This is a genomic window from Thiothrix nivea DSM 5205, from assembly GCF_000260135.1.
Taxonomy (GTDB): domain Bacteria; phylum Pseudomonadota; class Gammaproteobacteria; order Thiotrichales; family Thiotrichaceae; genus Thiothrix; species Thiothrix nivea.
In genome coordinates, this window is sequence record NZ_JH651384.1 from 1152115 (window position 1) to 1175511 (window position 23397).

Below are 23397 nucleotides of genomic sequence, written 5' to 3' on the forward strand. Positions count from 1 at the left end.
ACATTGCCCTAGACTACACCGACACAGAGGCCGCGCCATGCCACAGTACGAAACCTTCTACCGCGCCGAAGCCCTCGGCCATGAACCCCGCCAATTACCTGCGGAGCACTACAACGCCCTGCGCCTGCTACTGGATTTCAGTGGCAAACCCTGCGTGTTTGTACCCATCCGCAGTATGCAGTACATGGCGGTGATTGATCAGGAAGAAGTGATTTTCGTCGATGCCCAAAACAAGACCGACATTGAATTTGCCTGGCGGTATTTTCACCCACAAGTACGCGCAACCCTGCAAGACCCTGTGCCCTACACCTTCGAGTACTATCACCTACGGGGGCTGGAAACCATGAAACGGGCGCAGGGCGAATTTTTCCTTCACGTCCAACAGCTTGCCGGGCGTATGCGTCAGCAGCAACCCACCCGAGGCGAAAAGGTAATTAGCCTTGCTCCCCGCAAACCCTGATCATCCTCATTTCCCTGCCTCTACGTAGTGGGGCGCTTCCTTCATGACGAAACGTTTGAACTCCTGCGCAATCGGCGACAGGCGTTTACCCTTGCGCATGACGATGTGCCAATGACGGCGGATCGGGAAATGTTCCACGTTGAGGACAGCCAGCCGCCCTGCTTTTAGCTCGGGCTGGATGGTGTGCAAAGAAACGATCCCCAGCCCCAACCCGGCCTCCACCGCGTGCTTGATGGTTTCGTTGCTGCGCATTTCCAGGGTGGAAGTGCACACTTGGTTGAAGCGGTGAATATGGCGCTCAATCGCGCCGCGCGTGCCGGAACCTTTTTCACGGATGATGAAACGCTCGGTCATTACCTCTTCCAGCTTCAGCTTTTTGTGATGGGTAAATGGGTGGTTGGGGGAGGCAATCACCACCAGTGGGTTATCCATCAAGCGCTCGGATTGCAGATTATAGCCCTTGGGTGGCTCACCCATGATCACCATGTCCGGCTCGTGATTTTCGAGCTGATCCAGCAGCATGTGGCGGTTGGTGACATCCAGGGTGACATTGATGCCCTCGTGCTGGCGGGAAAATTCGGCCAGCAACTGGGTGACGAAATAATTGGCTGTGGTGGCAACCGACACAATCAGATGGCCACCTTTGATGCCCTTGCACTCCTCCATTGCCACCAGCATGTCGTTATACGCCTGCAATACCTGGCTGGCATAGTGCAACAGGTCGCGCCCGGTGTGGGTCAGGCACATACGTTTGCCCTGCCGCTCAAACAGCGCCAGCCCGCTGCTTTCCTCCAACTGTTTGATCTGCATTGAAATGGCTGGCTGGGTCATGTGCAGCTTCTCTGCCGCCCGCGTGTAACTTTCGTACTGGGCGACTGCCTCGAATATCCTTATTTGGCGCAATGACAAATGCATTTTTTGTGATTCCTCAAAACATCAGTTTTTCTTATTTTCAGACTATGCATTATTGAGTTTCAATTATACATACAATTCGTAATAATATGCCCCGTCGCAGCTATGCGAACAATTTCCCAACAAACATCAACCTCATTCTGGAGGCACACTTCATGGCAGTTAAGAACTACAGTGCGGGCGTTAAAGAATACCGCGAAACCTACTGGATGCCGGACTACACCCCGAAAGACACCGACATCCTGGCTTGCTTCAAGGTAACACCACAGGCTGGCGTTCCACGTGAAGAAGTTGCTGCGGCGGTTGCAGCAGAATCTTCCACCGGCACCTGGACAACGGTATGGACTGACCTGCTGACCGACCTGGACTATTACAAGGGTCGCGCTTATGCAATCGAAGACGTACCGGGCGACGACACCTGTTTCTACGCATTCATCGCTTACCCGATCGACCTGTTCGAAGAAGGCTCTGTAGTTAACATCATGACCTCCCTGGTGGGTAACGTATTCGGCTTTAAAGCCCTGCGCGCCCTGCGTCTGGAAGACATCCGCTTCCCGATCGCTTACGTCATGACCTGTAATGGCCCACCACAAGGCATCCAGGTTGAACGTGACATGCTGAACAAGTATGGCCGTCCGCTGTTGGGTTGCACCATCAAGCCTAAGCTGGGTCTGTCTGCCAAGAACTATGGCCGTGCGTGCTACGAAGGTCTGCGCGGCGGTCTGGACTTCACCAAGGACGACGAAAACGTCAACTCCCAGCCATTTATGCGCTGGAGACACCGTTTCGACTTCGTTATGGAAGCGATCCACAAAGCTGAAGCCGAAACTGGCGAGCGCAAGGGTCACTACCTGAACGTAACTGCACCGACTTCTGATGAAATGATGAAGCGTGCAGAATACGCCAAGGAAATCGGCGCACCGATCATCATGCACGACTACATCACTGGCGGCTGGTCTGCAAATACTCAACTGGCGCAATGGTGTCAGGACAACGGCATGTTGCTGCACATCCACCGTGCGATGCACGCGGTTCTCGACCGTAACCCGCACCACGGTATCCACTTCCGCGTACTGACCAAGATCCTGCGTCTGTCCGGTGGTGACCACCTGCACTCCGGTACCGTTGTGGGCAAGCTGGAAGGCGACCGCGACGCGACGCTGGGCTGGATCGACATCATGCGTGACAGCTACGTCAAAGAAGACCGTTCACGTGGTATCTTCTTCGACCAAGATTGGGGTTCCATGCCAGGCGTACTGCCAGTGGCTTCCGGTGGTATCCACGTATGGCACATGCCTGCGTTGGTTAGCATCTTCGGTGACGACTCCGTACTGCAATTCGGTGGCGGCACACTGGGTCACCCATGGGGTAACGCTGCGGGTGCTGCTGCCAACCGTGTCGCGGTTGAGGCTTGCGTTGAAGCACGTAACATGGGCCGTCATCTGGAAAAAGAAGGCAAGGACATCCTCACCAATGCTGCCAGGCATAGCCCTGAACTGGCTGCGGCGATGGAAACCTGGAAAGAAATCAAGTTTGAATTCGATACCGTTGATAAGCTGGACGTTTCCCACAAGTAATATCCAGACAGCATGAAGTGTATGGTTTGGGGGAAGCACTCCTTCCCCTGTTCCTCCCTCATGTTTTACGACATCGAATTGACATCATTTTTGGAGCTTTATCATGAGCGGAATGCAAGATTACAACTCAAGCCTGAGCGATGCAGCACAGAGCCGCAAGTTTGAAACTTTCTCTTACCTGCCAGCGATGTCTGACGAGCAGATTCGTCAGCAAATCCAGTTCATCATTTCCAAGGGCTGGAACCCTTCCATTGAACACACCGAGCCAGAAAACGCCCGTGGTTCATACTGGTACATGTGGAAACTGCCAATGTTTGGTGAAACCAGCGTTGACAACATCCTCGCTGAGTGCGAAGCCTGCCACAAGGCTCACCCTGATAACCATGTACGCCTGCTGGGTCTGGACAACTACGCCCAGTGCGCCGGTGCTTCCATGGTCATCTACCGTGGCACGCCAGCATAAGGCTTTGGCCTGATGCACAAAATGCTGTGCCGGAGGCAGATTTTCTCTATACTTCGGCACAGCATGTTCCCAAGACAGGATCCCCTCATGAACAAGAAACCAGACAGATACGTCGGCATCCACAACGACCTTAACGGCGGCATGACCACCATCGGCAAGATCATCCGCGACGCATGGCTGTTTGGGCTGATTCCTGAGACGGAAACCTGTGAAAACTGGAACCTAGCCGGGATTGACGCTTTACTGCAAAAGGTTAATGCCGAGTGGGACAAATACGGTTGTCTGGTCAGCAGACTGCCGCCGGAACTGGCCGAGCGCCATCACCAACTCTACGAAGCCGCCATGGCCAAAGCCCGGGCTGCTGGCTGGTCGGGTGAAACTGAAACCGACGACGAAGACTAAACTGCAGACGACCATTCCCAACAAGACAGACACACTATCGAGAGGCGTTTCCATGTCTACTGTAGATCCCAACCAGTATCTCGTTAAAAACGAACCTTACTACGAAGCCGTCGGCGATGAAATTACGCTGTACGAAGCTGCCTACAACGCCCGTATGCCCATGATGCTGAAAGGCCCGACCGGTTGTGGTAAATCCCGTTTCGTGGAACACATGGCCTGGCGTCTGAAGCGCCCGCTGATCACGGTTGCCTGTAACGAAGACATGACCGCCTCCGACCTGGTTGGCCGTTTCCTGCTCGATAAGGACGGTACCAAATGGCAGGATGGCCCGTTGGCCACCGCTGCCCGCATTGGTGCTATCTGCTATCTGGATGAAGTGGTGGAAGCCCGTCAGGATACCACTGTCGTCATCCACCCGCTGACCGACCACCGCCGCACCCTCCCGCTGGACAAGAAGGGGGAGCTGATCGAAGCGCACCCGGATTTCCAGCTGGTCATCTCCTACAACCCCGGCTATCAGAGCCTGATGAAGGATCTGAAGCAGTCCACCAAGCAGCGTTTCGGCGCACTGGACTTTGATTATCCGGCGGAAAATATTGAGGTTGCAATCGTTTCCAAAGAATCCGGCGTAGATCAAAAAACTGCGGGCAAGCTGGTGCAAATCGCCCACCGTGCACGTAACCTGAAAGGCCACGGTCTGGACGAAGGCATTTCCACCCGTCTGCTGGTTTACGCAGGCCAGTTGATCGGCAAAGGCATTTCTCCGCAGGCAGCATGTACCATGACCATGGTGACACCACTGACGGATGACCCGGATATGCGCGATACGCTGAACGCGGCTGTACAGACCTTCTTTGGGTAAAAAACCTGGGGGAAGAAACTTATGCCAATTCACCGGGAAGAATATCAGGAGTTTCTGGGAAAGTTTTCACCGGAAACGCGCGAAGTCTTTAACAGCACCTATCAGGAAGCGACTCGTGTCATGTCGCCAGCGGGTCTGACCGACTATCTGGATGGAGCCAAGGGCCTGTGCAAGCTGGGACGTGGCAACGATCTGGTCATGACCTTTTTGCAGGAAATGCCGATGGTCGCCAAAGAATGCGGCGAAGACATTATTCCTGATGTCGTTACCGCCGCCATGAAACTGTCTTCCATGGTATCCGGCGAAGTCATCAACCTGATGCTGGCTACGTTGCCCAATGCTGCCCGTCACCTTGGCGATGCAGAACTGGTGCGCGGCTACCTGACCTTTATCCACCAGTTTTCATCCACCGCCGCGCGTGGTTTGCGGCCCATGCTCAACCACATGGATGAGCTGCTGTCCAAACTGACCCTGAGTGGCTTACGTCGCTGGGCAAACTTTGGCGCACAGGCTTATCGCCGTGATTTCAATAACCTGACGGCTTATTTTAATCTGGAATCTGCGGACAGCAAGGCGACCTTGCAGAAAGAGCGGCGTGGTGTGCTGTTCGTCAAGACCCAACGCAAACTGAATTTCTACCTGCGTGCCTTGTGGGCGCGTGATTTCTTCCTGCGCCCGACGGGGGCTGATTACACCGATTTCCGCCCGTACATCGAACATCGCATCTTCCACATGCCGGATGCCGTTGATGATCTGGGCGATATTCCGGGGCTGGAACTGTATCGCGCCACCGCCGCGCACATGGCTTCACACCTGATGTATGCGCGTGCCGCGATTTCGGCGGAACAGCTTAGCCCGGCACAGATGTTTTTCATCGGCTTTCTGGAAGATGCGCGGGTTGAGTACAAAGCTGTGCAGGCATTTCCGGGCCTGAAAAACCTCTGGTCACGGTTGCTGACGGTCGACTATGAAGGCAATGTCGAGCATCCGACCATGAAAATTCTGGAGCATGTGGCGCTGATGTTGCTGGATGCTTCCGTGCGTTCCGGTGATGATGAAATCAACCATTTCGTCGACAGTTTCCACGCCAATATTGCCGACCGGCAGGATGACCAGCATTTCTCCTGGCTGATGGGGATGGAGCTGTTCAACATCTTCTCCGCCCGGCGTGAAGTGCCGAGCCTGCGTATTCTGGAACGCATCCGCATTCCGTACCGCGATGACAACCGTATCGTGTGGGAATTCGAGGAACTGACCTGGGATGTCGGTTTCGAATATGTTCCGGCCAGTCAGCGGCAAGTACGTAAAACCGTCAGCGTCATGGAAATAGCCAACGAGGTCGATTGCGAACTGGCCGGTGATGATGCACAGGAAATCTGGACGTGTTCCACCGAGATGTACCCGTATGAAGACGATCTGGAAAACACCAAGAGCTTCAACGAGATGTGGGGCAAGGAACCGGTTTCCGACCCCTTCCATTACCACGAATGGGACTACCAGATTCAGTTGCACCGCCCTGATTGGGTGACGGTGTATGAGCGCCGTCAGCAACGGGGCGATCCGGATGATATTCGCACCATCGTTGACGACTACCGCCCGGTTGCACATCGTATCAAACAGATCATCGACCTGCTGACGCCGGAAGGCGTACAACGTCAGCGCGGGCTGGAAGATGGCGATGAAGTCGACATCAATGCCGCTGTTGACGCGATGATTTCCATCCGCATGGGTGAGCAGCCGAACCCGCGCATCACCATGCGTAACGTGCTGAAAAGCCGCGATCTGGCGGTGGTGGTATTGCTGGATTTGTCCGAATCCACCAACGAGCCGATGAAGGGTTCCGACAAAAGCGTGCTGCAACTGACCCGCGAAGCGTCCACGTTGGTGGCGACCGCAATTGAGGGGATTGGCGACCCGTATGCGATTCACGGTTTTGCCTCCGATGGCCGCCACGATGTGCAGTATTATCGCCTGAAAGATTTCAACCAGCACTTCGATGATGAAGCGCGTTCACGTCTGGCTGGCATGAAAGGTGGCTTGTCTACCCGTATGGGTGCGGCTTTGCGCCATGCTGCCCACCACCTGCACAAGCAACCTGAACGCCGCAAGCTGATCTTGCTGGTAACGGATGGCGAACCTGCCGACATCGACGAACGCGATCCGCAGCACCTGCGCTTTGACGCCAAGAAAGCGGTGGAAGAGCTGTATACCACGGGCGTGCTGACTTACTGCCTGACGCTTGACCCGCACGCGGATGATTACGTGAAGCGGATTTTTGGGCAAAATAACTACACGGTTATTGATCATGTGGATCGGTTGCCGGAGCAGTTGCCGTTGTTGTTTGCCAGTTTGACGAAGTAACTGGAGATACCCCACCCCTACCGGCAGCCTCCTGATCAGGAGGCTCGCTTTGCCTGCATTTATGCCTTCGTAACTTCTCATTATCCACAGATAAATCCACCTTCCGATGCCGTCGAATGCGGGTTTTACCTGTCAGTAATGAGAAGTTACATACCTTCTTTATAACTACCTGTAATATAGATAATTAAAGTCAACGATCCAAGACCTTGCCTGGAAACCACTTGCTATCCAGCAAAAGATAGCTAGATGAGTAATAAACAATCTCATCATCAACGTCCAATCGTGAAAAGACATTGCCAATGTTTTGAAATGTCATTAAAAACCTGCCTGCTGTTACTGAGCCAATGACTTCCAATCATTATAACCTATTGAAAATAAATAATATTATTTCCAATTTTTATTATTGAATAATTAAATCATTGATTCGCTAGATTGCTGTTTATATCTATACTAACATCCCCTCCCGAAAGGGATAGATTGGCAGGTAAGGTTATATCCCTTTCGGCATTTACACATAAGAAAGCATAACCACCTTTAACCGCTAACCAGAGGATTGATCCATGAGTATGGATTTTCACGATACCGACCCGCAGGAAACGGGTGAATGGCAGGAAGCCATCGACGTGGTTGTCGAGCGCACCGGCGTTGACCGTGCCCGTTACCTGCTGCAAAAGACTGTCGAGGCCGCCGCCGAAGCCGGGGTGGAGCCACCCGACACGCATACCCCTTACATCAATACCATTCCGGTCAGCCAGCAGCCTGCCTACCCTGGCAATCTGGAGCTGGAGCGCCATATCCTGCGCGCCCTGCGCTGGAATGCCACCGCCATGGTGGTCAAGGCCAACCGCAAGCCTGCCGAACCCGGCGGCCATATCGCCTCTTTCCAGTCGTCCGCCATCATGTATGAAGTCGGCTATAACCACTTCTGGAAAGGCCACGATCACCCCAATGGCAGCGATATGCTGTTTATTCAAGGGCATACAGCACCAGGAACCTATGCACGCGCGTTTCTGGAAGGCCGTATCAGCGACAGCCAGCTGGAAAACTTCCGTATTGAGGCGGCTGGCAAGGGCATTTCCTCCTACCCGCACCCCTACCTGATGCCGGATTTCTGGCAGTTTTCCACCGTCTCCATGGGCCTTGGCCCAATCATGGCCATCTATCAGGCCCGTTTTTTAAAATATCTGGAAAACAGGGGTTTATCGAAGAAAGCTGAAAATCACGCGGAAGGCCGCAAGGTGTGGGCATTCCTCGGTGACGGCGAAATGGACGAGCCGGAATCCCAGGGCGCAATCGCATTGGCTTCCCGCGAAAAGCTCGACAACCTGGTGTTCGTGGTCAACTGCAACCTGCAACGGCTGGACGGCCCGGTGCGCGGCAACGGCAAGATTGTGCAGGAACTGGAAGGCAACTTCCGTGGTGCGGGCTGGAATGTCATCAAGGTACTGTGGGGTTCCGGTTGGGATCGCCTGCTGGACGACCCGAAATACGGCAAGCTGCTGCGCCAGCTGATGATGGAATGCATCGACGGCGAATATCAGAACTTCAAGAACAAGGGCGGTGCTTACATCCGCGAAAAGTTCTTCGGCAAGTACCCCGAGCTGAAGGCCATGGTCGCCGACATGAGTGACGACCAGATTTATTACGACCTGATCCGTGGTGGTCACGATCAGGCAAAGGTTTACGCCGCCTATCATAACGCAGTGAACAGCGTTGGCCGCCCGACTGTAATCCTGATGCACACCGTCAAGGGCTACGGCATGGGCGAAGCTGGCGAAGGCATGAACATCAGCCACCAGCAGAAAAAACTCAGTTCCAGTCAATTGGGCAAGCTGCGTGACCGCTTCCACATTCCGGTGACGGACGAACAGGTGGAAAAAGCCGAGTTCTACCAGCCAGCCGCCGACTCGCCGGAAATGCAATACCTGCACGCACGTCGTCAGGCGCTGGGTGGCTATCTGCCTAACCGTCCGCAGAATTTCGAGACGCTGGACGTGCCTGACCTGTCGCTGTTCGAGGCACTGCTGAAAGACACCGGCGAGCGCACCATGTCCACCACCATGGCGATGGTGCGGGTGATGGTTGCCATCGCGCGTCACAAGGAACTCGGCCCGCGTCTGGTGCCAATCGTGCCGGATGAAGCGCGCACGTTCGGCATGGAAGGCATGTTCCGTCAGGTCGGTATTTATGCGCCGGAAGGCCAGAAATATGAGCCGATGGATGCCAACGACATCATGCCGTACAAGGAATCGCAGAAAGGTCAGCTGTTACAGGAAGGTATCAACGAAGACGGTGCCATGTCCTCCTGGATTGCGGCGGCGACCTCCTACGCCAACAACCACAAGATGATGATTCCGGTCTACATCTTTTACTCCATGTTCGGTTTCCAGCGCATCGGCGATCTGGCCTGGGCAGCGGGTGACATGCTGGCGCGCGGCTTCCTGATCGGTGGCACCTCCGGGCGTACTACGCTGAACGGCGAAGGCTTGCAGCATCAGGATGGTCACAGCCAGCTGTTTGCCGGTTTCATCCCCAACTGCATGTCCTATGACCCGACCTTTGCCTACGAAATGGCGGTGATCTGCCACGACGGCATGAAGCGCATGTACCAGAATGGCGAAAACGTCTTCTATTACATCACCACCCTCAACGAAAACTACGCCATGCCTGCCATGCCGGAAGGTGCCGAGGAAGGCATCATCAAGGGCATGTACCAGTTCCGCAAGGCGGAAGGCAAGGCGAAACAGCGCGTGCAACTGCTGGGCTGCGGCTCGATCCTGCGCGAAGTGATTGCGGCGGCGGAACTGTTGCAAACCGACTGGGGTGTAGCCGCTGACATCTGGGCGACCCCAAGCCTCAACGAGCTGGCGCGCGACGGTGCTGCCTGCGCCCGCTGGAATTTGTTGCATCCGGATCAGGAAGCCCGCAAGCCGTGGGTCACGCAATGTCTGGAAGGCGCGGAAGGGCCGGTGATTGCTTCCACCGATTATATCCGCAACTTTGCCGAGCAGATTCGTGCGTATGTACCGGGTTCCTACAGCGTACTGGGGACGGATGGCTTTGGCCGTTCCGACAGCCGCGCCGCCCTGCGTGCGCATTTCGAGGTTGACCGTCACTACGTTACCGTTGCTGCCCTGAAAGCGCTGGCTGACCAGCAGCAAGGCAGTAAGGCCAAAGGCGCGATCACGGCCAAAACTGTGCTGGAAGCGATGGCCAAATACGGTATCGACCCGGAAAAACCCAACCCACTGTATGCCTGATGCGGAGTAGTAACCATGAGTATTGAAATTCACGTACCCGACATCGGCAATTTTTCCGATGTTGATGTTATCGAAGTGCTGGTCAATGTCGGCGACACCATCGCGATTGACGATGCACTGATCACACTGGAATCCGACAAGGCTTCCATGGACATTCCCGCCCCGCGCGGTGGCGTGGTCAAGGAGATCAGAATCGCCGTGGGCGACAAGGTTTCCGAAGGCAATCTGATCCTGTTGCTGGAAGATTCCGCCGAAACCAGCGTCAACGTGGCGTCGGCAGCGGCACAGCCCAAGCTGTCCAGCAGCGCGGCGGGTGCCACGCCGGTCACGGCCCCGACCGGCCTGGAAGAAATCCAGGTACCGGACATTGGCAACTTCAAGGATGTGGATGTCATCGAAGTGCTGGTACAGGTCGGCGATGAAGTGGCAGCGGAAGATTCACTGATCACGCTGGAATCCGACAAGGCTTCCATGGAAATCCCTTCCCCCAAGGCAGGCAAGGTCAAGGAAATCAAAATCGCAGTCGGCGACAAGGTTTCCGAAGGCAGCCTGATTCTGGTGCTGGAAGTGGCAGGTGCCAAGTCGGGCTTCGACTCCGCTCAGCCCTCGGGTGAGGTTCCACCCCGTTCCCTGAGCGGAGTCGAAGGGAACACCCCCACCCAATCACCCCCCGTGGATGCGGAAGCGTTCCGCAGAGCACATGCAAGTCCATCCGTTCGCCGCATTGCCCGTGAACTGGGTGTGGATGTGAGCAAAGTGGCTGGTACTGGCCAGCATGGGCGCATAACTGAATCAGACGTTCGCGCGTACTGCGGCACTGGAGGACAGCCGGTTGCCGCAGCTTCGGTTGCGGCACTGGCTACAACAAGCCCGGCGGCCAGTACCCCAGCCACGCCTGCCAAACCGGCAGCGAGTGGCGAAATGGGCATTCCACTGATTACCCAGCCGAACTGGAGCCAGTTTGGTGCGGTGGAAACCGTCCCGATGTCACGCATCAACAAGCTGTCAGCCAAGCATTTGCACCGCGCCTGGCTGAACGTGCCGCAAGTGACGCATTTCGACGAAGCCGACATTACCGAGCTGGAAGCCTACCGCAACAGCATGAAGGGCAAGGCCAAGGAACTGGGCTTCAACTTCACCCCGCTGGTGTTCATGATGAAAGCCGTGGTCGCCGGTCTCAAGGAATACCCCAAGTTCAACTCGGCAATGGATGACGCAGGCGAAAACCTGATCCAGCGCAAGTTCTACAACATCGGCATTGCGGTCGACACGCCGGATGGTCTGGTGGTGCCGGTCATCAAGGATGTGGATCGCAAGGGTCTGTTTGAACTGGCGCGTGAACTCGGCGAAGTGTCGAAAAAAGCCCGCGAAGGCAAGCTCAAGGCTGTCGACATGCAGGGTGGCTGCTTCTCGATTTCCAGCCTCGGCGGCATCGGTGGCACCAACTTCACCCCGATCGTCAATGCGCCGGAAGTCGGTATTCTCGGCCTGACCCGTGCGCAGGATCGCCTCAAGCGCGTGAATGGCGAAATCGTTGACCGGCTAATCCAGCCGCTGGCGGTTTCCTATGACCATCGCGTCATTGATGGCGCGTATGCCGCGCGTTTCGTCAGCCATATCGCATTCGTCCTGTCCGACGTGCGCAACCTGATTCTGTGAGGGGAAAGTCATGAGTAATATGAAAGCAGATATTAGCTGCCAGATGCTGGTGCTGGGCGCAGGCCCCGGCGGTTACACTGCCGCTTTCCGTGCTGCTGATCTGGGTATGCAGACCGTGCTGGTCGAGCGCTGGAGTACGCTGGGCGGGGTGTGTCTGAACGTGGGTTGCATTCCCTCCAAAGCGCTGCTGCACGCCGCCAAGGTCATGGATGAAGCGCACGAAGCGGCGGAATTCGGTATCGAGTTTGCCAAACCCGCCATCAACATCGACAAGCTGCGCAGCTGGAAAGATCAGGTGGTTGGTCGTCTGACCGGTGGCCTGAGCGGGCTGGCCAAGGGGCGCAAGGTGCAGGTAGTCAGTGGTGTTGGCACCTTCCTCGACCCGAACCATGTGGAAGTCATCGGCAACGATGGCAAGAAAACCGTAGTGCGTTTCGAGAAAGCCGTGATCGCGGCGGGTTCCGAAGCGGTCAAACTGCCGTTCATTCCGGATGATCCGCGCGTGATCGACTCTACTGGCGCACTGGCGCTGGAAAGCGTTCCTGAGCACATGCTGGTCATCGGCGGCGGTATTATCGGGCTGGAAATGGCTACGGTTTACGCCTCACTCGGTAGCAAAATCACCGTGGTCGAAATGCTGCCGAACATCATCGCCGGAGCCGACAAGGATGTGGTCAAGCCTTACTTCAACCGCATCAAGAAGCGTTACGAAAACATCTGGCTGGAAACCCGCGTCACGGCAGTGGAAGCGACTCCGGCGGGCATGAAGGTCAGCTTCGAAGGCAAAAATGCACCAGCCGAACCGCAGGTGTATGACCGCATTCTGGTCGCGGTCGGGCGCACCCCGAACGGTAAGCGCATCGGTGCGGAAAAAGCGGGCGTGGCAGTTGACGAACGCGGTTTCGTGCAGGTGGTGGATACACAGATGCGTACTACCCAGCCGCACATTTTCGCCATCGGTGACATCATCGGCCAGCCGATGCTGGCGCACAAGGCCGTGCACGAAGGCAAAACGGCGGCGGAAGCGGCTTCCGGCATGGCCAGCCATTTCGACGCACGGGTGATTCCATCGGTGGCCTACACTGACCCGGAAATTGCCTGGGTCGGAGTGACCGAGGAAGAAGCCAAGGCCAAAGGCATGAAGGTCGGCAAGGGCGTGTTCCCGTGGGCCGCCAGTGGCCGCGCCCTGTCATTGGGTCGCGACGAAGGCATGACCAAGCTCATTTTCGATGAGGAAACCGACCGCGTAATCGGCGCGGGCATCGTCGGCACCAATGCCGGTGATCTGATCGCCGAAGTCGCGCTGGCCATCGAAATGGGGGCGAATGCGGCTGACATCGGCCTGACCGTGCATCCGCATCCAACGCTGTCCGAAACGGTGGCGATGGCGGCGGAAATGTTTGAAGGCTCCATCACCGACCTGATTCCACCGAAGAAGAAACACTGAGGCTGAACTGAGTTAGGCGAAAAGGGCGGGATTTTCCGCCCTTTTTAATAAAAGCTTAACGTATCACCGGATATTTGATCGATCATTCCCTTGCTTTCAGTTAGGGAAACGGCTAAAGCCGACCATCAGCCTTGACGGCTACATAAAACCAGATTGACAGAATATTTTGCGAAAAATCAACATCATGATTTATTTCAGAATTTTGCATTTCGTCAATGCCACACTACTTCATCCCCAAGTAACTTTCTCGGAAATCCTGGTTTTGTGGAGCAAAACAAATGCAGAACGACAACACAGTCAACAAAGGCCGCCGCCGTCTCCTGATCGCCGGAACCTCGGTAGTCGGTGCAGCCGGAGCCGCTGCCATCGCCGCCCCTTTTCTCACTTCCTGGTCGCCCAGCGCCCGCGCACTGGCGGCTGGTGCACCGGTGGAAATGGATGTCAGCAAGGTCGAACCCGGCCAGCAAGTGCGCATCATCTGGCGCGGCAAACCGGTGTGGGTGGTCAACCGTACCGAGGAAATGCTGGCCAACCTGCCCTCCAACGACCCCAACCTGCGCGACCCTGCGTCCACAGTCGCCGAGCAGCAACCGGCTTACGCCCAAAACCCACACCGTTCGCGCAACCCCAAATATCTGGTGCTAGTCGGCATTTGTACGCACCTGGGTTGCTCCCCCACCTACCGCCCGGAAGTTGCGCCGGAAGATTTGGGTGCTGAGTGGAAAGGCGGCTGGTATTGCCCCTGCCACGGCTCCCGCTTCGACTTGGCCGGGCGCGTTTACAAGAATGTCCCTGCCGCCACCAACCTGGTCGTGCCGCCCTATTTCTACAAGGATGACACCACCATCCTGATCGGCGAAGACGGCCCGGCAGCAGCTTAACCAACGAGGTAACACACATGAAAACAGGTCATCTAAAAATCGGCGTCAGCAGCCAGAATTTCCGCACCATTACTGGCCACGCAGGCAAAGGCCGCCGCTTTTTCGTCTTTGAAGCGCCCGATGGCGCGGACGTGCAGGAAATCGGGCGGCTCGACATGCCCAAGGAAATGTCCCTGCACGAATGGAATGGCCAGGGCGAACACCCGCTGTTTGAACTCGACTACCTGATTACCGGTAGTTGCGGCGATGGCTTTATCCGCAAAATGGGTAGCCGTGGCGTGATGGTCAGAACTACCTCCGAAACCGACCCACTGGCGGCAGCCAAAGCACTGCTGGCGGGAACCCTGCCGGAAGGTGCTCCGCATACCCACGAGCATGGCCATGACCACCATCACGGGCATCACCACCATTAAAGATTCCAATAACCAGAGCCATTCTCACCTCCCAATGCCTGCCCGATAATGGGCGGGCTTTTTTTATGCAGGAGCACCACATGGAAGTTTTTCCAAAAACCCTGTTGCTGGCTGGCGTGTTGCTGGCCAGCGTTACCAATGCACAAGCACTGGAACTGCGTTACGGCAGCGGTGATTTCAACATGGGCGCAGCGGCCAAGCCATTGGTCGATATGGATGTCACGTTGGATGTCGACACATGGACACTGGCGGAACCGCACAAGAACATCAACGATTCGCGCTATTACTATCAGTTCCGCGCTGATTACTTTGATTCGGATACCGTCAACCGGGCAACTGACCTTACCAGCCTGCCACTGACCACCAGCTTGCCGGTGATTGGCAGCAGCGTGACCGACCTGATTGCCAACAACACCGAGATTCCGGTGCCTGCCGATTACCGTATTCATGGGCTGAATGTGGACGCTGGCATTGGCTACGACGTGATCAAAAACGACAAGGGGCATCTGGGCGTGGGTGTGAATACCGGCGTCAGCACCCCGTTCATGAAAGTCCGCAACATGCTGCCTGCCGCCAACCTGGCACTGGAAGTGATGGACACGTTCGACACCAAAGTGACCACCTACAAAGCTGGCGTCAGCGTGCAGGGCAGCTATCAGGCCACACCGTGGCTGGAAGTCAGCGGCAATGCCTCCCTCAACCACCAGACCGGCGAAATGGATAACGGGCTGGTTGGCTCAGGCGTGGATATTGACGGCAGCTACCGCACGCTTGAAGTCGCGGCCAAAATCCGCCCTGCCCCATTGCTGAAACAGCCGGTGCTGAAGAATGCTTTCGTCACCATCGGCCATAGCCGCAGTGATTGGGATTACGACGAGGCGGACATCACAACGCCGGTGGGTAATTTTCAGGTTCCCGGCCTGTTTGATGCAGATTTTGAACATTCCAGCACTTATGTTGGCGTTGGCTATGACTTTTAACCCTCGAATAAACCCGAGTGTTTTAGTTTGTTTTTTCTCAATGCCCTACGACTGACCGCCCATTAAACTGTCTCTCATTATTTGAACTATCCATACGAAAGGAATACCCATGAAACAAACCATGTTGATGGAAAAATACCCTATTTACACCATCGAAATCGGCAAGGATGAAATTGTCCACAACACGATGGACGGCATTCTAGGCTACTTCCAGGCCAAGATTGATGCACATCCGATTGCCAGCTTCATCGCCCTGTTCGACCATTACACCCACACCAAGGCGCTGGGTGACAAGGGCGAAATGAACCCTGAAATCCTCGACGCACGTGATGTCGTGTTCTGCTTCGGCCAGAAACTGCCAACCCCGCAGATGCTGGCCATCCGCCCACGTTCCATCGGCATCGCGGAAATGGCCGACAAGTTCGTCATCAGCTTCCTGGAAACACCCATGCCGCACGCTAACGAAGCGATGGAAGCCTGGGCCAAGGGGCTGGTAGCCAACTAAAGAGGTAATAATGATGGAAAACACGCCCGAACAACCGCAAGGCCGTCTGGCTCACTTCCCGATTTCCTTTTTCGCCATGGTGATGGGGCTTTCCGGCCTGACGATTGCCTGGGAAAAAGCCCAGCACGTATACCAGCTTGATTTTGGTATCAGCCCGTTGTTGGTGGGGCTGACGGTGTTGGTGTTCAGCGTGTTTGCCATCATCTACGCCAGCAAAGCGCTGGTATGCCGCGAAGCGGTGGCGCAGGAACTCAGCCACCCGGTCAAACTGAGCTTCTTCCCAACCATTTCCATCAGCCTGTTGTTGCTGGCGGTTGCCTTGCTGGAATTCATGCCGGAAGTCAGCCGGGGGTTGTGGGTAGTGGGTGCAGCCTTGCATCTGCTGTTCACCCTGTTTGTGCTCAATGCATGGATGCATCAGGAGCATTTCCACATCCAGCACATCAACCCGGCGTGGTTTATCCCGGCGGTGGGTAATGTATTGGTGCCGGTGGCGGGAATGCCGCTGGGTTACACGGATATTTCGTGGTTCTTTTTCAGCATCGGCATGTTGTTCTGGATGGTGCTGATGGTGATCATTTTCTACCGTATCCTGTTCCATACGCCGATTGATGCGCGTTTGTTGCCGACCCTGTTCATCCTGATTGCGCCGCCTGCTGTTGGCTTTCTTGCCTACGTGAAACTGACCAATGGCGTGCTGGATGGCTTCGGTCGTTTCCTGTATTTCGCCGGGCTGTTCCTGACCTTGTTGCTGTTCAGCCAGCTCAGCCGTTTTCTGAAACTGCAATTTGCGCTGTCATGGTGGGCGTATTCGTTCCCGACCGCCGCCATTACCATCGCCACTTTCCTCATGTATGAAAAGTCTGGCAATTCCTTTTACCTGGGGCTGGCAAGCATATTGCTGGCAATCCTGACCGGCGTGGTAGGCTTATTGCTGGTGCGTACCACCATGGCAGCCATGCGCGGTAAAATCTGCGTGCCAGGACACTGATATTGCCAGCAGGAGAAAACATAATGTCCAGAGAAACCTATAAAAGTCTGGTGGCGGGTGTTGCCCCGCTGGTCCAGGAAGTATTCCCCTGGGATGTGGCGGAAGAGCAGGAGGCAGGCAAGGATTTCCTGATTCTCGACATCCGCTGCCCGTCGGAATTTCAGGTGATGCACATCGACGGCTCACTGGATGTGCCGCGCGGCATTCTGGAAATGGCCTGCGACTACGGCTACGAGGAAACCGAGCCGAAACTGGTGGAAGCCCGCGCCCAAAACATCCTGGTGGTGTGCCGCTCGGGCAACCGCAGCATCCTCGCCGCCCACACCCTGCAACTGCTGGGCTACCAGCATGTTTACTCCCTCAAAACCGGGCTGCGCGGCTGGAGCGATTACGAACTGCCGCTGGTCTTTTCCAACGGAAATCCGGTTCCACAGGATACTGCCGACAAGTATTTCGAGACTGTGCTGGCGCCGGAGCAGAAAGGGCCAGTAGCAGCGTAACGGTTGCCCCCGCCGGATAATGGGGGGTGTTGGCACTGGACATCTGTCATGCATGGTAGTCTAATTCCTGCATTGCAATAAGCGACAAGAACTACCCAACATGAGCGAAACCAGCAAACCCCTGAACTTCATTGAGCGCATCATCGAAGACGACTTGGCCAGCGGCAAGCACACCAGTATCCGTACCCGCTTTCCACCTGAACCGAATGGCTACCTGCACATCGGCCACGCCAAATCCATCTGGCTGAACTTCGGGCTGGCGCAGCGTTACGGCGGCCAGTGCAACCTGCGCTTCGATGACACCAACCCGGTCAAGGAAGATGAGGAATACGTCGAGTCCATCCAGCGCGATGTGCAGTGGCTCGGTTATCAGTGGGACGGCGAGGTTCGCTACGCTTCCGACTATTTCGACCAGCTTTATGAGTGGGCGGTTTACCTGATCAAAGAGGGCAAGGCGTTTGTCTGCGACCTGAATGCGGATGAAATGCGCGAATACCGGGGCACGTTGAAAGAACCGGGAAAGGAAAGCCCGTTCCGCAGCCGTTCCGTGGCAGAAAACCTGGAGCTGTTCGAGAAAATGCGGGCTGGGGAATTCCCTGACGGAACCCGTACCTTGCGCGCCAAGATCGACATGGCGTCGTCCAACATCAATATGCGCGACCCGGTGCTGTACCGCATCAAGCACGCCAGCCATCATCAGACCGGTGATAAATGGTGCATTTACCCCTCCTACGACTATACACATGGGCAGAGTGATGCGATTGAATACATCACCCATTCCATCTGTACGCTGGAATTCGAGGCGCACCGCCCGCTGTACGACTGGTGCATCCAGAACCTGCCGGTGCCTGCCGAACCGCACCAGTTCGAATTCTCGCGCCTGAACGTCAATTACACCATCACCAGCAAGCGCAGGCTCAAGCAACTGGTGGATGAAAACCACGTTGACGGCTGGGATGACCCACGGATGCCAACCATTTCCGGTATGCGCCGTCGCGGTTACACGCCCAAGGCCATCCGCAACTTCTGCGACATGGCAGGCGTGACCAAGGTCGAAGGCGTGGTCGATGTCAGTATGCTGGAATACGCCGTGCGCGAAGACCTCAACGAAATTTCCCCGCGCGCCATGTGCGTGCTGCATCCGCTCAAGGTCACGCTGACCAACTACCCGGAAGACAAGGTGGAAACCATGACCGCGCCGGTGCACCCGCAGGATGAAGCCATGGGCACGCGCGACATGCCGTTCTGCCGCGAGATCCTGATCGACCAGGACGACTTCCGCGAAGAAGCCAACAAGCAGTACAAGCGGCTGGTGCTGGGCAAGCGCGTGCGCCTGCGCAACAGCTACGTGATCGAAGCCGAGGAAGCTATCAAGGACGCCGACGGCAACATCATCGAAGTGCGCGCCCGCGTGCTGGAAGAAACCCTCGGCAGCAACCCGGAAGACGGCGTGAAACCGAAGGGCGTGATCCACTGGGTATCCGCGCGTGAAAACGTCGACTGCGAAGTGCGCCTGTACGACCGCCTGTTCAATGACCCTGCGCCGGATGCGGGCGGCAAGAACTACCTGGAATCGCTCAACCCCGGCAGCCTGGAAATCCTGCAAGGCTGCAAGGGTGAAATCGGGCTGGCGAACGCCACGCTGGATGACCGTTACCAATTTGAACGGGAAGGGTATTTTGTGCTGGATTCCAGGTATTCCACAGCGGAAAAGCCGGTGTTCAACCGGGTGATCGGGTTGAAGGATACGTGGGAAAAGGCGGCATCCTAATACTCTCCAGCCACGTAATACCAGCGCCCGCCCTCTTTCACAAACCGGCTGGTTTCATGCAACTGGCCGGGTTGCCCGCCATCCTGATAACGGGCGATGAATTCCACGATACCTGCCGTATCCTGCTCCCCGCCCTGCTCCGTACGGACGATTTCCAAACCCAGCCATTCGGTTGGTGGCAGTTGCATCAGCCCTTTCTTGTTTGGGCGGGTGCTGCCGTGCCAGCTTCGGTGCAGGTATGCGCCATTACGCAGTACGTAAGCACTGTAACGCGAGCGCATCAGCGTTTCTGCTGTTGGCGCGGCCTTGCCATCGTGGTACTGGCGGCAGCACTGGTTGTAGGTCTTTCCCGAGCCGCATGGGCAACTGTCCATAAGCATCCGCTCCGTGTTTAGCCGTGTAAACCGCAGGATGTTACTGCGGAAGCCTTAGCCTGCCAACACATGGTGGTGATGAATACCCGACCTTGCTGTCGCGTTTGCCTGACGGGCTTCAAACCGCTTCCACGCCTTTTCGTGGAAATAGAACCCGACCGTGTTGATGGCAGGCTCGATCAAAGCCATCATCCCACCAATGAGGACGCTGCCGGTCAACACATACGCAACCGTGAAAGCAATGCTGAAATGCAAGATGGCGAAAGTGAATGTCTTGGTCATGGCGTTATCCTCCAGATGTTTCATAAAGGATAACGTTTCTCATTTAATTAAAAAATCAGATTGTTTTTATTATAACGAACCACTAAACAGAAGATTCATGCAACACCTGCCCATGATGCCTGGGCAAGCCTGCATTTCAGGACAGCAAACTCCACCTGCTGTTAAAATGCCCCTGACAACCACGAGAGAGGAAAGCCGCCTTGATCAAATTGCCTGAATTGCTGCAAGCCTGGGATACCCCCGGCTTTGCCCAGACCTTTACCACCACGATCCAGCAACTGGCTATTGCCGACCTGCCCTTGCAACAAGCCCTGGCGCACAGCAGCCACGTCAGCGATAGCCCGCGCACCGTTGTCATACTCGATTCCAGTGCCAGCGACGGCCACATCCGTATCAAGGCGGGCATTTTCTACGCTGGCCTGATTGCCGGAAGCTGCTGCGCCGATGACCCCTCCCCTGCCTGCGAACAAACCGAATACTGTGAGGTGCTGTTTGACATCGACCGGGAAACGGCGCAAACAATGCCGCACCTGTTAACCCCGTAACTGAGCCGTAGAATGCCCCCAGCCCTGACGCCACCCATTCTCCGCCTGCTGAAATTCCTCCAGCGTTCGCTGGCCGGTTTCCGCGCCAATCAGGGTATCCTGCTGGCTGGCGCAATTGCTTATTACACCCTGCTGTCGATCATCCCGCTGTTCACCCTGCTGATCGTGGCCTTGTCGCATTTGATCGACGAACAGCAACTGCTGACTATCGTGCAGAACAACCTCAGCCCAATCTTCGGCACGCAGGCCAAAGTCATCACCTACCAGATGGATCTGTTCCTGCAAAACCGCCAGACCGTGGGCTGGATCGGGCTGACAGTCCTGCTGTTTTTCAGCTCCATGGCGTTCACGGTACTGGAAAACGCCATGTCGGTGATCTTTTTTCATCGCGTCAACATTCACCGCCGCCATTTCCTGATATCAGCCATCATCCCGTATGCTTACATTCTAGTGCTGGGCATCGGCATCCTGCTGATCACCATTATCAGCGGGGCGCTGGATTTGCTGCATGGCGAAGTGGTCACCGTGTTTTTCTGGCGGCTGCAACTCGACCACATGACCGGCGGCATCCTGTATGGGTTCGGCATCCTGGGTCTGACGTTGCTGCTGACTTCGTTCTACATGGTGATGCCAGTGGGCAGGATTTCCTTTCACCATGCGCTGGTGGGTAGCTTCTGCGTGGCGGTGCTGTGGGAAATCACCCGCCACCTGCTGGTATGGTATTTTTCCACCTTGTCGATGGTGAACATTATCTACGGTTCACTGACGACTGCGGTGGTGGCCTTGCTGTTTCTGGAAGTGGCGGCGATCATCCTGCTGTTTGGCGCACAGATGATCGCGGAATACGAGCGGCTGGAGCGGGAAGACGGCAACAACGATACCGATTTGCACACGGGAGACTAAGGCTTGGATATTTCCATCGGCGTAGTGTTAATCAGCGCCATCGCCAGTTTTATCGCCTGTTTCTTTTCGGCACTGGCGGGCGGCGGTGCGGGGCTGATCCTGCTGCCCATCCTCATCATTGCCGGGTTGCCCTTTATCAACGCGCTGGCCTCGCACAAGCTGGCAGTGGGTTTCATCGGCATTGGCAGCACCTTCCGCTATGCGCGCGAAAACCTGATCGACTGGAAAATTTTCTGGTGGAATGCGTTGCTCGGTGCACCTTTCGTGGTGGCGGGCACGCTGTTCGCCACTGCCCTCGACCAGAACCTGATGCTGTTGCTGGCGGGACTATTCATCCTGCTGATGGCGGGTGTTTCCTGGCTGAAAAAATCCAGCGGGCTGCACCATTCGCCATATATCCAGCGCCAACAGGTTATTATCGGTAGCCTGCTGCTGGTTCCGATCGCGTTTTATTCCGGCTGGATTTCAGTCGCCAGCGGCGTGTTCACCACCATGCTGTATGTCTACCTGCTGCGCTACGACCAGTTGCACGCCACCGCCATGACACTGGCCGCCAACGGGCTGGTGTGGAATGCGATTGGCGCAATCGCGCACCTGACGCTGGGGCATATTGACTGGGAAATCGCGCCGGGGCTGGTGATTGGCGCGGTGAGCGGCTCCTACCTCGGTGCATCGCTAGGGATCAGGCAGGGCAACAAGTTCCTCAAGCCCGTTTTCCTGCTGTCGGCGGTGGTTTCCGGCCTAGTGCTGGTGTACAAGGCACTGTAAAAGCGTATTGCCCCGTGTTGCTCCGGTATTATCCATACTGCCTGATGCATCCTGTATAATGGCGCACGTTATTAACAACCGGTCACCTTTTCATGCTGTTATTCACCCTTGCTGTCCTCACCGGCCTTATCCTGCTGGCGTGGAGCGCTGACCGTTTTGTACTGGGCGCAGCCAGTCTCGCGCGCCTGACCGGCATATCACCGTTGACCGTCGGGATGGTAATCGTCGGCTTCGGCACCTCCGCCCCGGAGATCCTGGTTTCTGTCATTGCAGCGCTGGATGGCGCACCCGGCATGGCGCTGGGCAATGCGGTCGGTTCCAATATTGCCAATATCGCCCTGATTCTGGGTGTTACCGCCCTGCTGACGCCGCTGGCCGTGCATTCCCGCATCGTCAAGCGTGAGTTACCGATTGTGCTGGGAGTGGGGATTTTTTCCTGGCTATTGCTGCGGGATGGCGATGCATCCCGGCTGGATGGAGCCATCCTGCTGTCATTGCTTGTGGGGCTGCTCGTCTGGCTGGTGTACAGCGCCAAACGCTCCTATTTCCTGGAACCCCTGACGGCGGAAATGACTGGGGAGGTGCAGGAAATCCAGGCTGATTTAACCATGCCCCGCGCTATTTTCTGGACGGTAGCCGGGCTGATCCTGCTGGTCGCCAGTTCCCGTCTGCTGGTATGGGGAGCCAGCGGCATTGCCACGGCTTTCGGCATCAGCGACCTGGTGATCGGCCTGACCATCGTCGCCATTGGCACCAGCCTGCCGGAACTGGCAGCATCCATCGCCAGCGCCCGCAAAGGGGAAGCCGATCTGGCCGTAGGTAACATAGTGGGTTCCAACCTGTTCAATAACCTGGCAGTCATTGGCTTGCCTGCCATGATCCACCCCTTGGCCACGCCACCGGAGCTGCTAAGCCGGGATTTACCCATCATGATTGGCCTGACCCTGCTGCTGATCGTGTTCAACTATACGCCGCCGAAAAACAATATGATTACCCGCCCGGAAGGGCTGATCCTGCTGGCGGCGTTTATCGGCTACCAGCTTTTGCTGTACATCCAAAGCGTTCCCGCCGGATCCTGAAA

Annotated in this window: 23 protein-coding genes; 20 read left to right on the forward strand and 3 right to left on the reverse strand. The window is 56.1% G+C overall.

What is annotated here, in order from left to right:
* The first annotated feature begins 37 nt into the window (after positions 1–37).
* Positions 38–460 carry a hypothetical protein gene (locus THINI_RS05950; RefSeq protein ID WP_002707747.1) on the forward strand — a complete coding sequence of 141 codons (423 nt, stop codon included), beginning with the start codon at positions 38–40 and terminating at the stop codon, positions 458–460.
* A 6-nt stretch (positions 461–466) separates the two neighbouring features.
* On the opposite strand, the gene THINI_RS05955 is transcribed toward THINI_RS05950, so the two are convergent.
* Positions 467–1375 (reverse strand): LysR family transcriptional regulator, encoded by a 909-nt coding sequence (locus tag THINI_RS05955; RefSeq protein WP_002707748.1) that lies wholly within the window; start codon positions 1373–1375, stop codon positions 467–469.
* Between the two features lie 152 nt (positions 1376–1527).
* Between THINI_RS05955 and THINI_RS05960 the strand changes: the two genes are divergently transcribed.
* The 15 genes from THINI_RS05960 (at position 1528) to THINI_RS06030 (ending at position 19444) form a co-directional block, all read left to right on the forward strand.
* Entirely contained in the window at positions 1528–2949 is a 1422-nt protein-coding gene (locus THINI_RS05960) for a form I ribulose bisphosphate carboxylase large subunit (protein WP_002707749.1), read from the forward strand.
* Between the two features lie 103 nt (positions 2950–3052).
* A complete protein-coding gene (locus THINI_RS05965) occupies positions 3053–3412 on the forward strand; it encodes a ribulose bisphosphate carboxylase small subunit (protein WP_002707750.1) in 360 nt (119 codons plus the stop codon).
* A gap of 87 nt (positions 3413–3499) precedes the next feature.
* Positions 3500–3814, forward strand: coding sequence for a hypothetical protein (locus THINI_RS05970; protein ID WP_002707751.1), 315 nt, complete (start codon positions 3500–3502; stop codon positions 3812–3814).
* 52 nt (positions 3815–3866) lie between these two features.
* Positions 3867–4676 carry a CbbQ/NirQ/NorQ/GpvN family protein gene (locus THINI_RS05975; RefSeq protein ID WP_002707752.1) on the forward strand — a complete coding sequence of 270 codons (810 nt, stop codon included), beginning with the start codon at positions 3867–3869 and terminating at the stop codon, positions 4674–4676.
* A gap of 21 nt (positions 4677–4697) precedes the next feature.
* Entirely contained in the window at positions 4698–7037 is a 2340-nt protein-coding gene (locus THINI_RS05980) for a nitric oxide reductase activation protein NorD (protein WP_002707753.1), read from the forward strand.
* A gap of 560 nt (positions 7038–7597) precedes the next feature.
* Positions 7598–10297: a pyruvate dehydrogenase (acetyl-transferring), homodimeric type gene (gene aceE, locus THINI_RS05985; RefSeq protein WP_002707755.1), complete on the forward strand. Its 2700-nt coding sequence runs from the start codon at positions 7598–7600 to the stop codon at positions 10295–10297.
* Between the two features lie 15 nt (positions 10298–10312).
* Positions 10313–11956, forward strand: coding sequence for a dihydrolipoyllysine-residue acetyltransferase (locus THINI_RS05990; protein WP_002707756.1), 1644 nt, complete (start codon positions 10313–10315; stop codon positions 11954–11956).
* 10 nt (positions 11957–11966) lie between these two features.
* The gene (gene lpdA / locus THINI_RS05995) at positions 11967–13403 is read left to right on the forward strand and encodes a dihydrolipoyl dehydrogenase (RefSeq protein WP_002707757.1); all 1437 of its coding nucleotides are present in this window, start codon (positions 11967–11969) and stop codon (positions 13401–13403) included.
* Between the two features lie 278 nt (positions 13404–13681).
* Positions 13682–14284, forward strand: coding sequence for a ubiquinol-cytochrome c reductase iron-sulfur subunit (gene petA / locus THINI_RS06000; protein WP_002707758.1), 603 nt, complete (start codon positions 13682–13684; stop codon positions 14282–14284).
* 17 nt (positions 14285–14301) lie between these two features.
* The gene (locus THINI_RS06005; protein WP_002707759.1) at positions 14302–14697 is read left to right on the forward strand and encodes a NifB/NifX family molybdenum-iron cluster-binding protein; all 396 of its coding nucleotides are present in this window, start codon (positions 14302–14304) and stop codon (positions 14695–14697) included.
* A gap of 80 nt (positions 14698–14777) precedes the next feature.
* Complete coding sequence (locus THINI_RS06010) at positions 14778–15677, forward strand: hypothetical protein (RefSeq protein ID WP_002707760.1); 900 nt, start codon at positions 14778–14780, stop codon at positions 15675–15677.
* Between the two features lie 109 nt (positions 15678–15786).
* Positions 15787–16182, forward strand: a complete 396-nt coding sequence (locus THINI_RS06015) for a DUF6858 family protein (protein WP_002707761.1) — start codon at positions 15787–15789, stop codon at positions 16180–16182.
* A 10-nt stretch (positions 16183–16192) separates the two neighbouring features.
* On the forward strand, positions 16193–17173 hold the full coding sequence (locus THINI_RS06020; protein ID WP_002707762.1) for an SLAC1 anion channel family protein: 981 nt from the start codon (positions 16193–16195) through the stop codon (positions 17171–17173).
* 23 nt (positions 17174–17196) lie between these two features.
* Positions 17197–17673, forward strand: a complete 477-nt coding sequence (locus tag THINI_RS06025) for a rhodanese-like domain-containing protein (protein WP_002707763.1) — start codon at positions 17197–17199, stop codon at positions 17671–17673.
* A gap of 100 nt (positions 17674–17773) precedes the next feature.
* A complete protein-coding gene (locus THINI_RS06030; RefSeq protein WP_002707764.1) occupies positions 17774–19444 on the forward strand; it encodes a glutamine--tRNA ligase/YqeY domain fusion protein in 1671 nt (556 codons plus the stop codon).
* On the opposite strand, the gene THINI_RS06035 is transcribed toward THINI_RS06030, so the two are convergent.
* Together THINI_RS06035 and THINI_RS06040 are read right to left on the reverse strand one after the other, a co-directional pair.
* Positions 19441–19818 (reverse strand): YchJ family protein, encoded by a 378-nt coding sequence (locus THINI_RS06035; protein WP_002707765.1) that lies wholly within the window; start codon positions 19816–19818, stop codon positions 19441–19443. The genes THINI_RS06030 and THINI_RS06035 overlap by 4 nt on opposite strands.
* A 54-nt stretch (positions 19819–19872) precedes the next feature.
* On the reverse strand, positions 19873–20100 hold the full coding sequence (locus tag THINI_RS06040; RefSeq protein WP_002707766.1) for a DUF2061 domain-containing protein: 228 nt from the start codon (positions 20098–20100) through the stop codon (positions 19873–19875).
* Positions 20101–20300: 200 nt separating this feature from the next.
* Here THINI_RS06040 and THINI_RS06045 point away from each other — a divergent pair, with 200 nt between their 5' ends.
* The 4 genes from THINI_RS06045 (at position 20301) to THINI_RS06060 (ending at position 23395) form a co-directional block, all read left to right on the forward strand.
* A complete protein-coding gene (locus THINI_RS06045; RefSeq protein ID WP_002707767.1) occupies positions 20301–20645 on the forward strand; it encodes a hypothetical protein in 345 nt (114 codons plus the stop codon).
* 12 nt (positions 20646–20657) lie between these two features.
* Complete coding sequence (locus THINI_RS06050) at positions 20658–21548, forward strand: YihY/virulence factor BrkB family protein (protein ID WP_002707768.1); 891 nt, start codon at positions 20658–20660, stop codon at positions 21546–21548.
* A gap of 3 nt (positions 21549–21551) precedes the next feature.
* On the forward strand, positions 21552–22316 hold the full coding sequence (locus THINI_RS06055; RefSeq protein WP_002707769.1) for a sulfite exporter TauE/SafE family protein: 765 nt from the start codon (positions 21552–21554) through the stop codon (positions 22314–22316).
* A 92-nt stretch (positions 22317–22408) separates the two neighbouring features.
* Positions 22409–23395: a calcium/sodium antiporter gene (locus tag THINI_RS06060; RefSeq protein ID WP_002707770.1), complete on the forward strand. Its 987-nt coding sequence runs from the start codon at positions 22409–22411 to the stop codon at positions 23393–23395.
* Positions 23396–23397: the final 2 nt, after the last annotated feature.

Bases quoted from the DNA above. Each gene is read 5' to 3' on its own strand.
- THINI_RS05950 (WP_002707747.1), top strand. From the start codon at position 38: ATGCCACAGTACGAAACCTTCTACCGCGCCGAAGCCCTCGGCCATGAA.
- THINI_RS05955 (WP_002707748.1), bottom strand. From the start codon at position 1,375: ATGCATTTGTCATTGCGCCAAATAAGGATATTCGAGGCAGTCGCCCAG.
- THINI_RS05960 (WP_002707749.1), top strand. From the start codon at position 1,528: ATGGCAGTTAAGAACTACAGTGCGGGCGTTAAAGAATACCGCGAAACC.
- THINI_RS05965 (WP_002707750.1), top strand. From the start codon at position 3,053: ATGAGCGGAATGCAAGATTACAACTCAAGCCTGAGCGATGCAGCACAG.
- THINI_RS05970 (WP_002707751.1), top strand. From the start codon at position 3,500: ATGAACAAGAAACCAGACAGATACGTCGGCATCCACAACGACCTTAAC.
- THINI_RS05975 (WP_002707752.1), top strand. From the start codon at position 3,867: ATGTCTACTGTAGATCCCAACCAGTATCTCGTTAAAAACGAACCTTAC.
- THINI_RS05980 (WP_002707753.1), top strand. From the start codon at position 4,698: ATGCCAATTCACCGGGAAGAATATCAGGAGTTTCTGGGAAAGTTTTCA.
- aceE (WP_002707755.1), top strand. From the start codon at position 7,598: ATGAGTATGGATTTTCACGATACCGACCCGCAGGAAACGGGTGAATGG.
- THINI_RS05990 (WP_002707756.1), top strand. From the start codon at position 10,313: ATGAGTATTGAAATTCACGTACCCGACATCGGCAATTTTTCCGATGTT.
- lpdA (WP_002707757.1), top strand. From the start codon at position 11,967: ATGAGTAATATGAAAGCAGATATTAGCTGCCAGATGCTGGTGCTGGGC.
- petA (WP_002707758.1), top strand. From the start codon at position 13,682: ATGCAGAACGACAACACAGTCAACAAAGGCCGCCGCCGTCTCCTGATC.
- THINI_RS06005 (WP_002707759.1), top strand. From the start codon at position 14,302: ATGAAAACAGGTCATCTAAAAATCGGCGTCAGCAGCCAGAATTTCCGC.
- THINI_RS06010 (WP_002707760.1), top strand. From the start codon at position 14,778: ATGGAAGTTTTTCCAAAAACCCTGTTGCTGGCTGGCGTGTTGCTGGCC.
- THINI_RS06015 (WP_002707761.1), top strand. From the start codon at position 15,787: ATGAAACAAACCATGTTGATGGAAAAATACCCTATTTACACCATCGAA.
- THINI_RS06020 (WP_002707762.1), top strand. From the start codon at position 16,193: ATGATGGAAAACACGCCCGAACAACCGCAAGGCCGTCTGGCTCACTTC.
- THINI_RS06025 (WP_002707763.1), top strand. From the start codon at position 17,197: ATGTCCAGAGAAACCTATAAAAGTCTGGTGGCGGGTGTTGCCCCGCTG.
- THINI_RS06030 (WP_002707764.1), top strand. From the start codon at position 17,774: ATGAGCGAAACCAGCAAACCCCTGAACTTCATTGAGCGCATCATCGAA.
- THINI_RS06035 (WP_002707765.1), bottom strand. From the start codon at position 19,818: ATGGACAGTTGCCCATGCGGCTCGGGAAAGACCTACAACCAGTGCTGC.
- THINI_RS06040 (WP_002707766.1), bottom strand. From the start codon at position 20,100: ATGACCAAGACATTCACTTTCGCCATCTTGCATTTCAGCATTGCTTTC.
- THINI_RS06050 (WP_002707768.1), top strand. From the start codon at position 20,658: ATGCCCCCAGCCCTGACGCCACCCATTCTCCGCCTGCTGAAATTCCTC.
- THINI_RS06060 (WP_002707770.1), top strand. From the start codon at position 22,409: ATGCTGTTATTCACCCTTGCTGTCCTCACCGGCCTTATCCTGCTGGCG.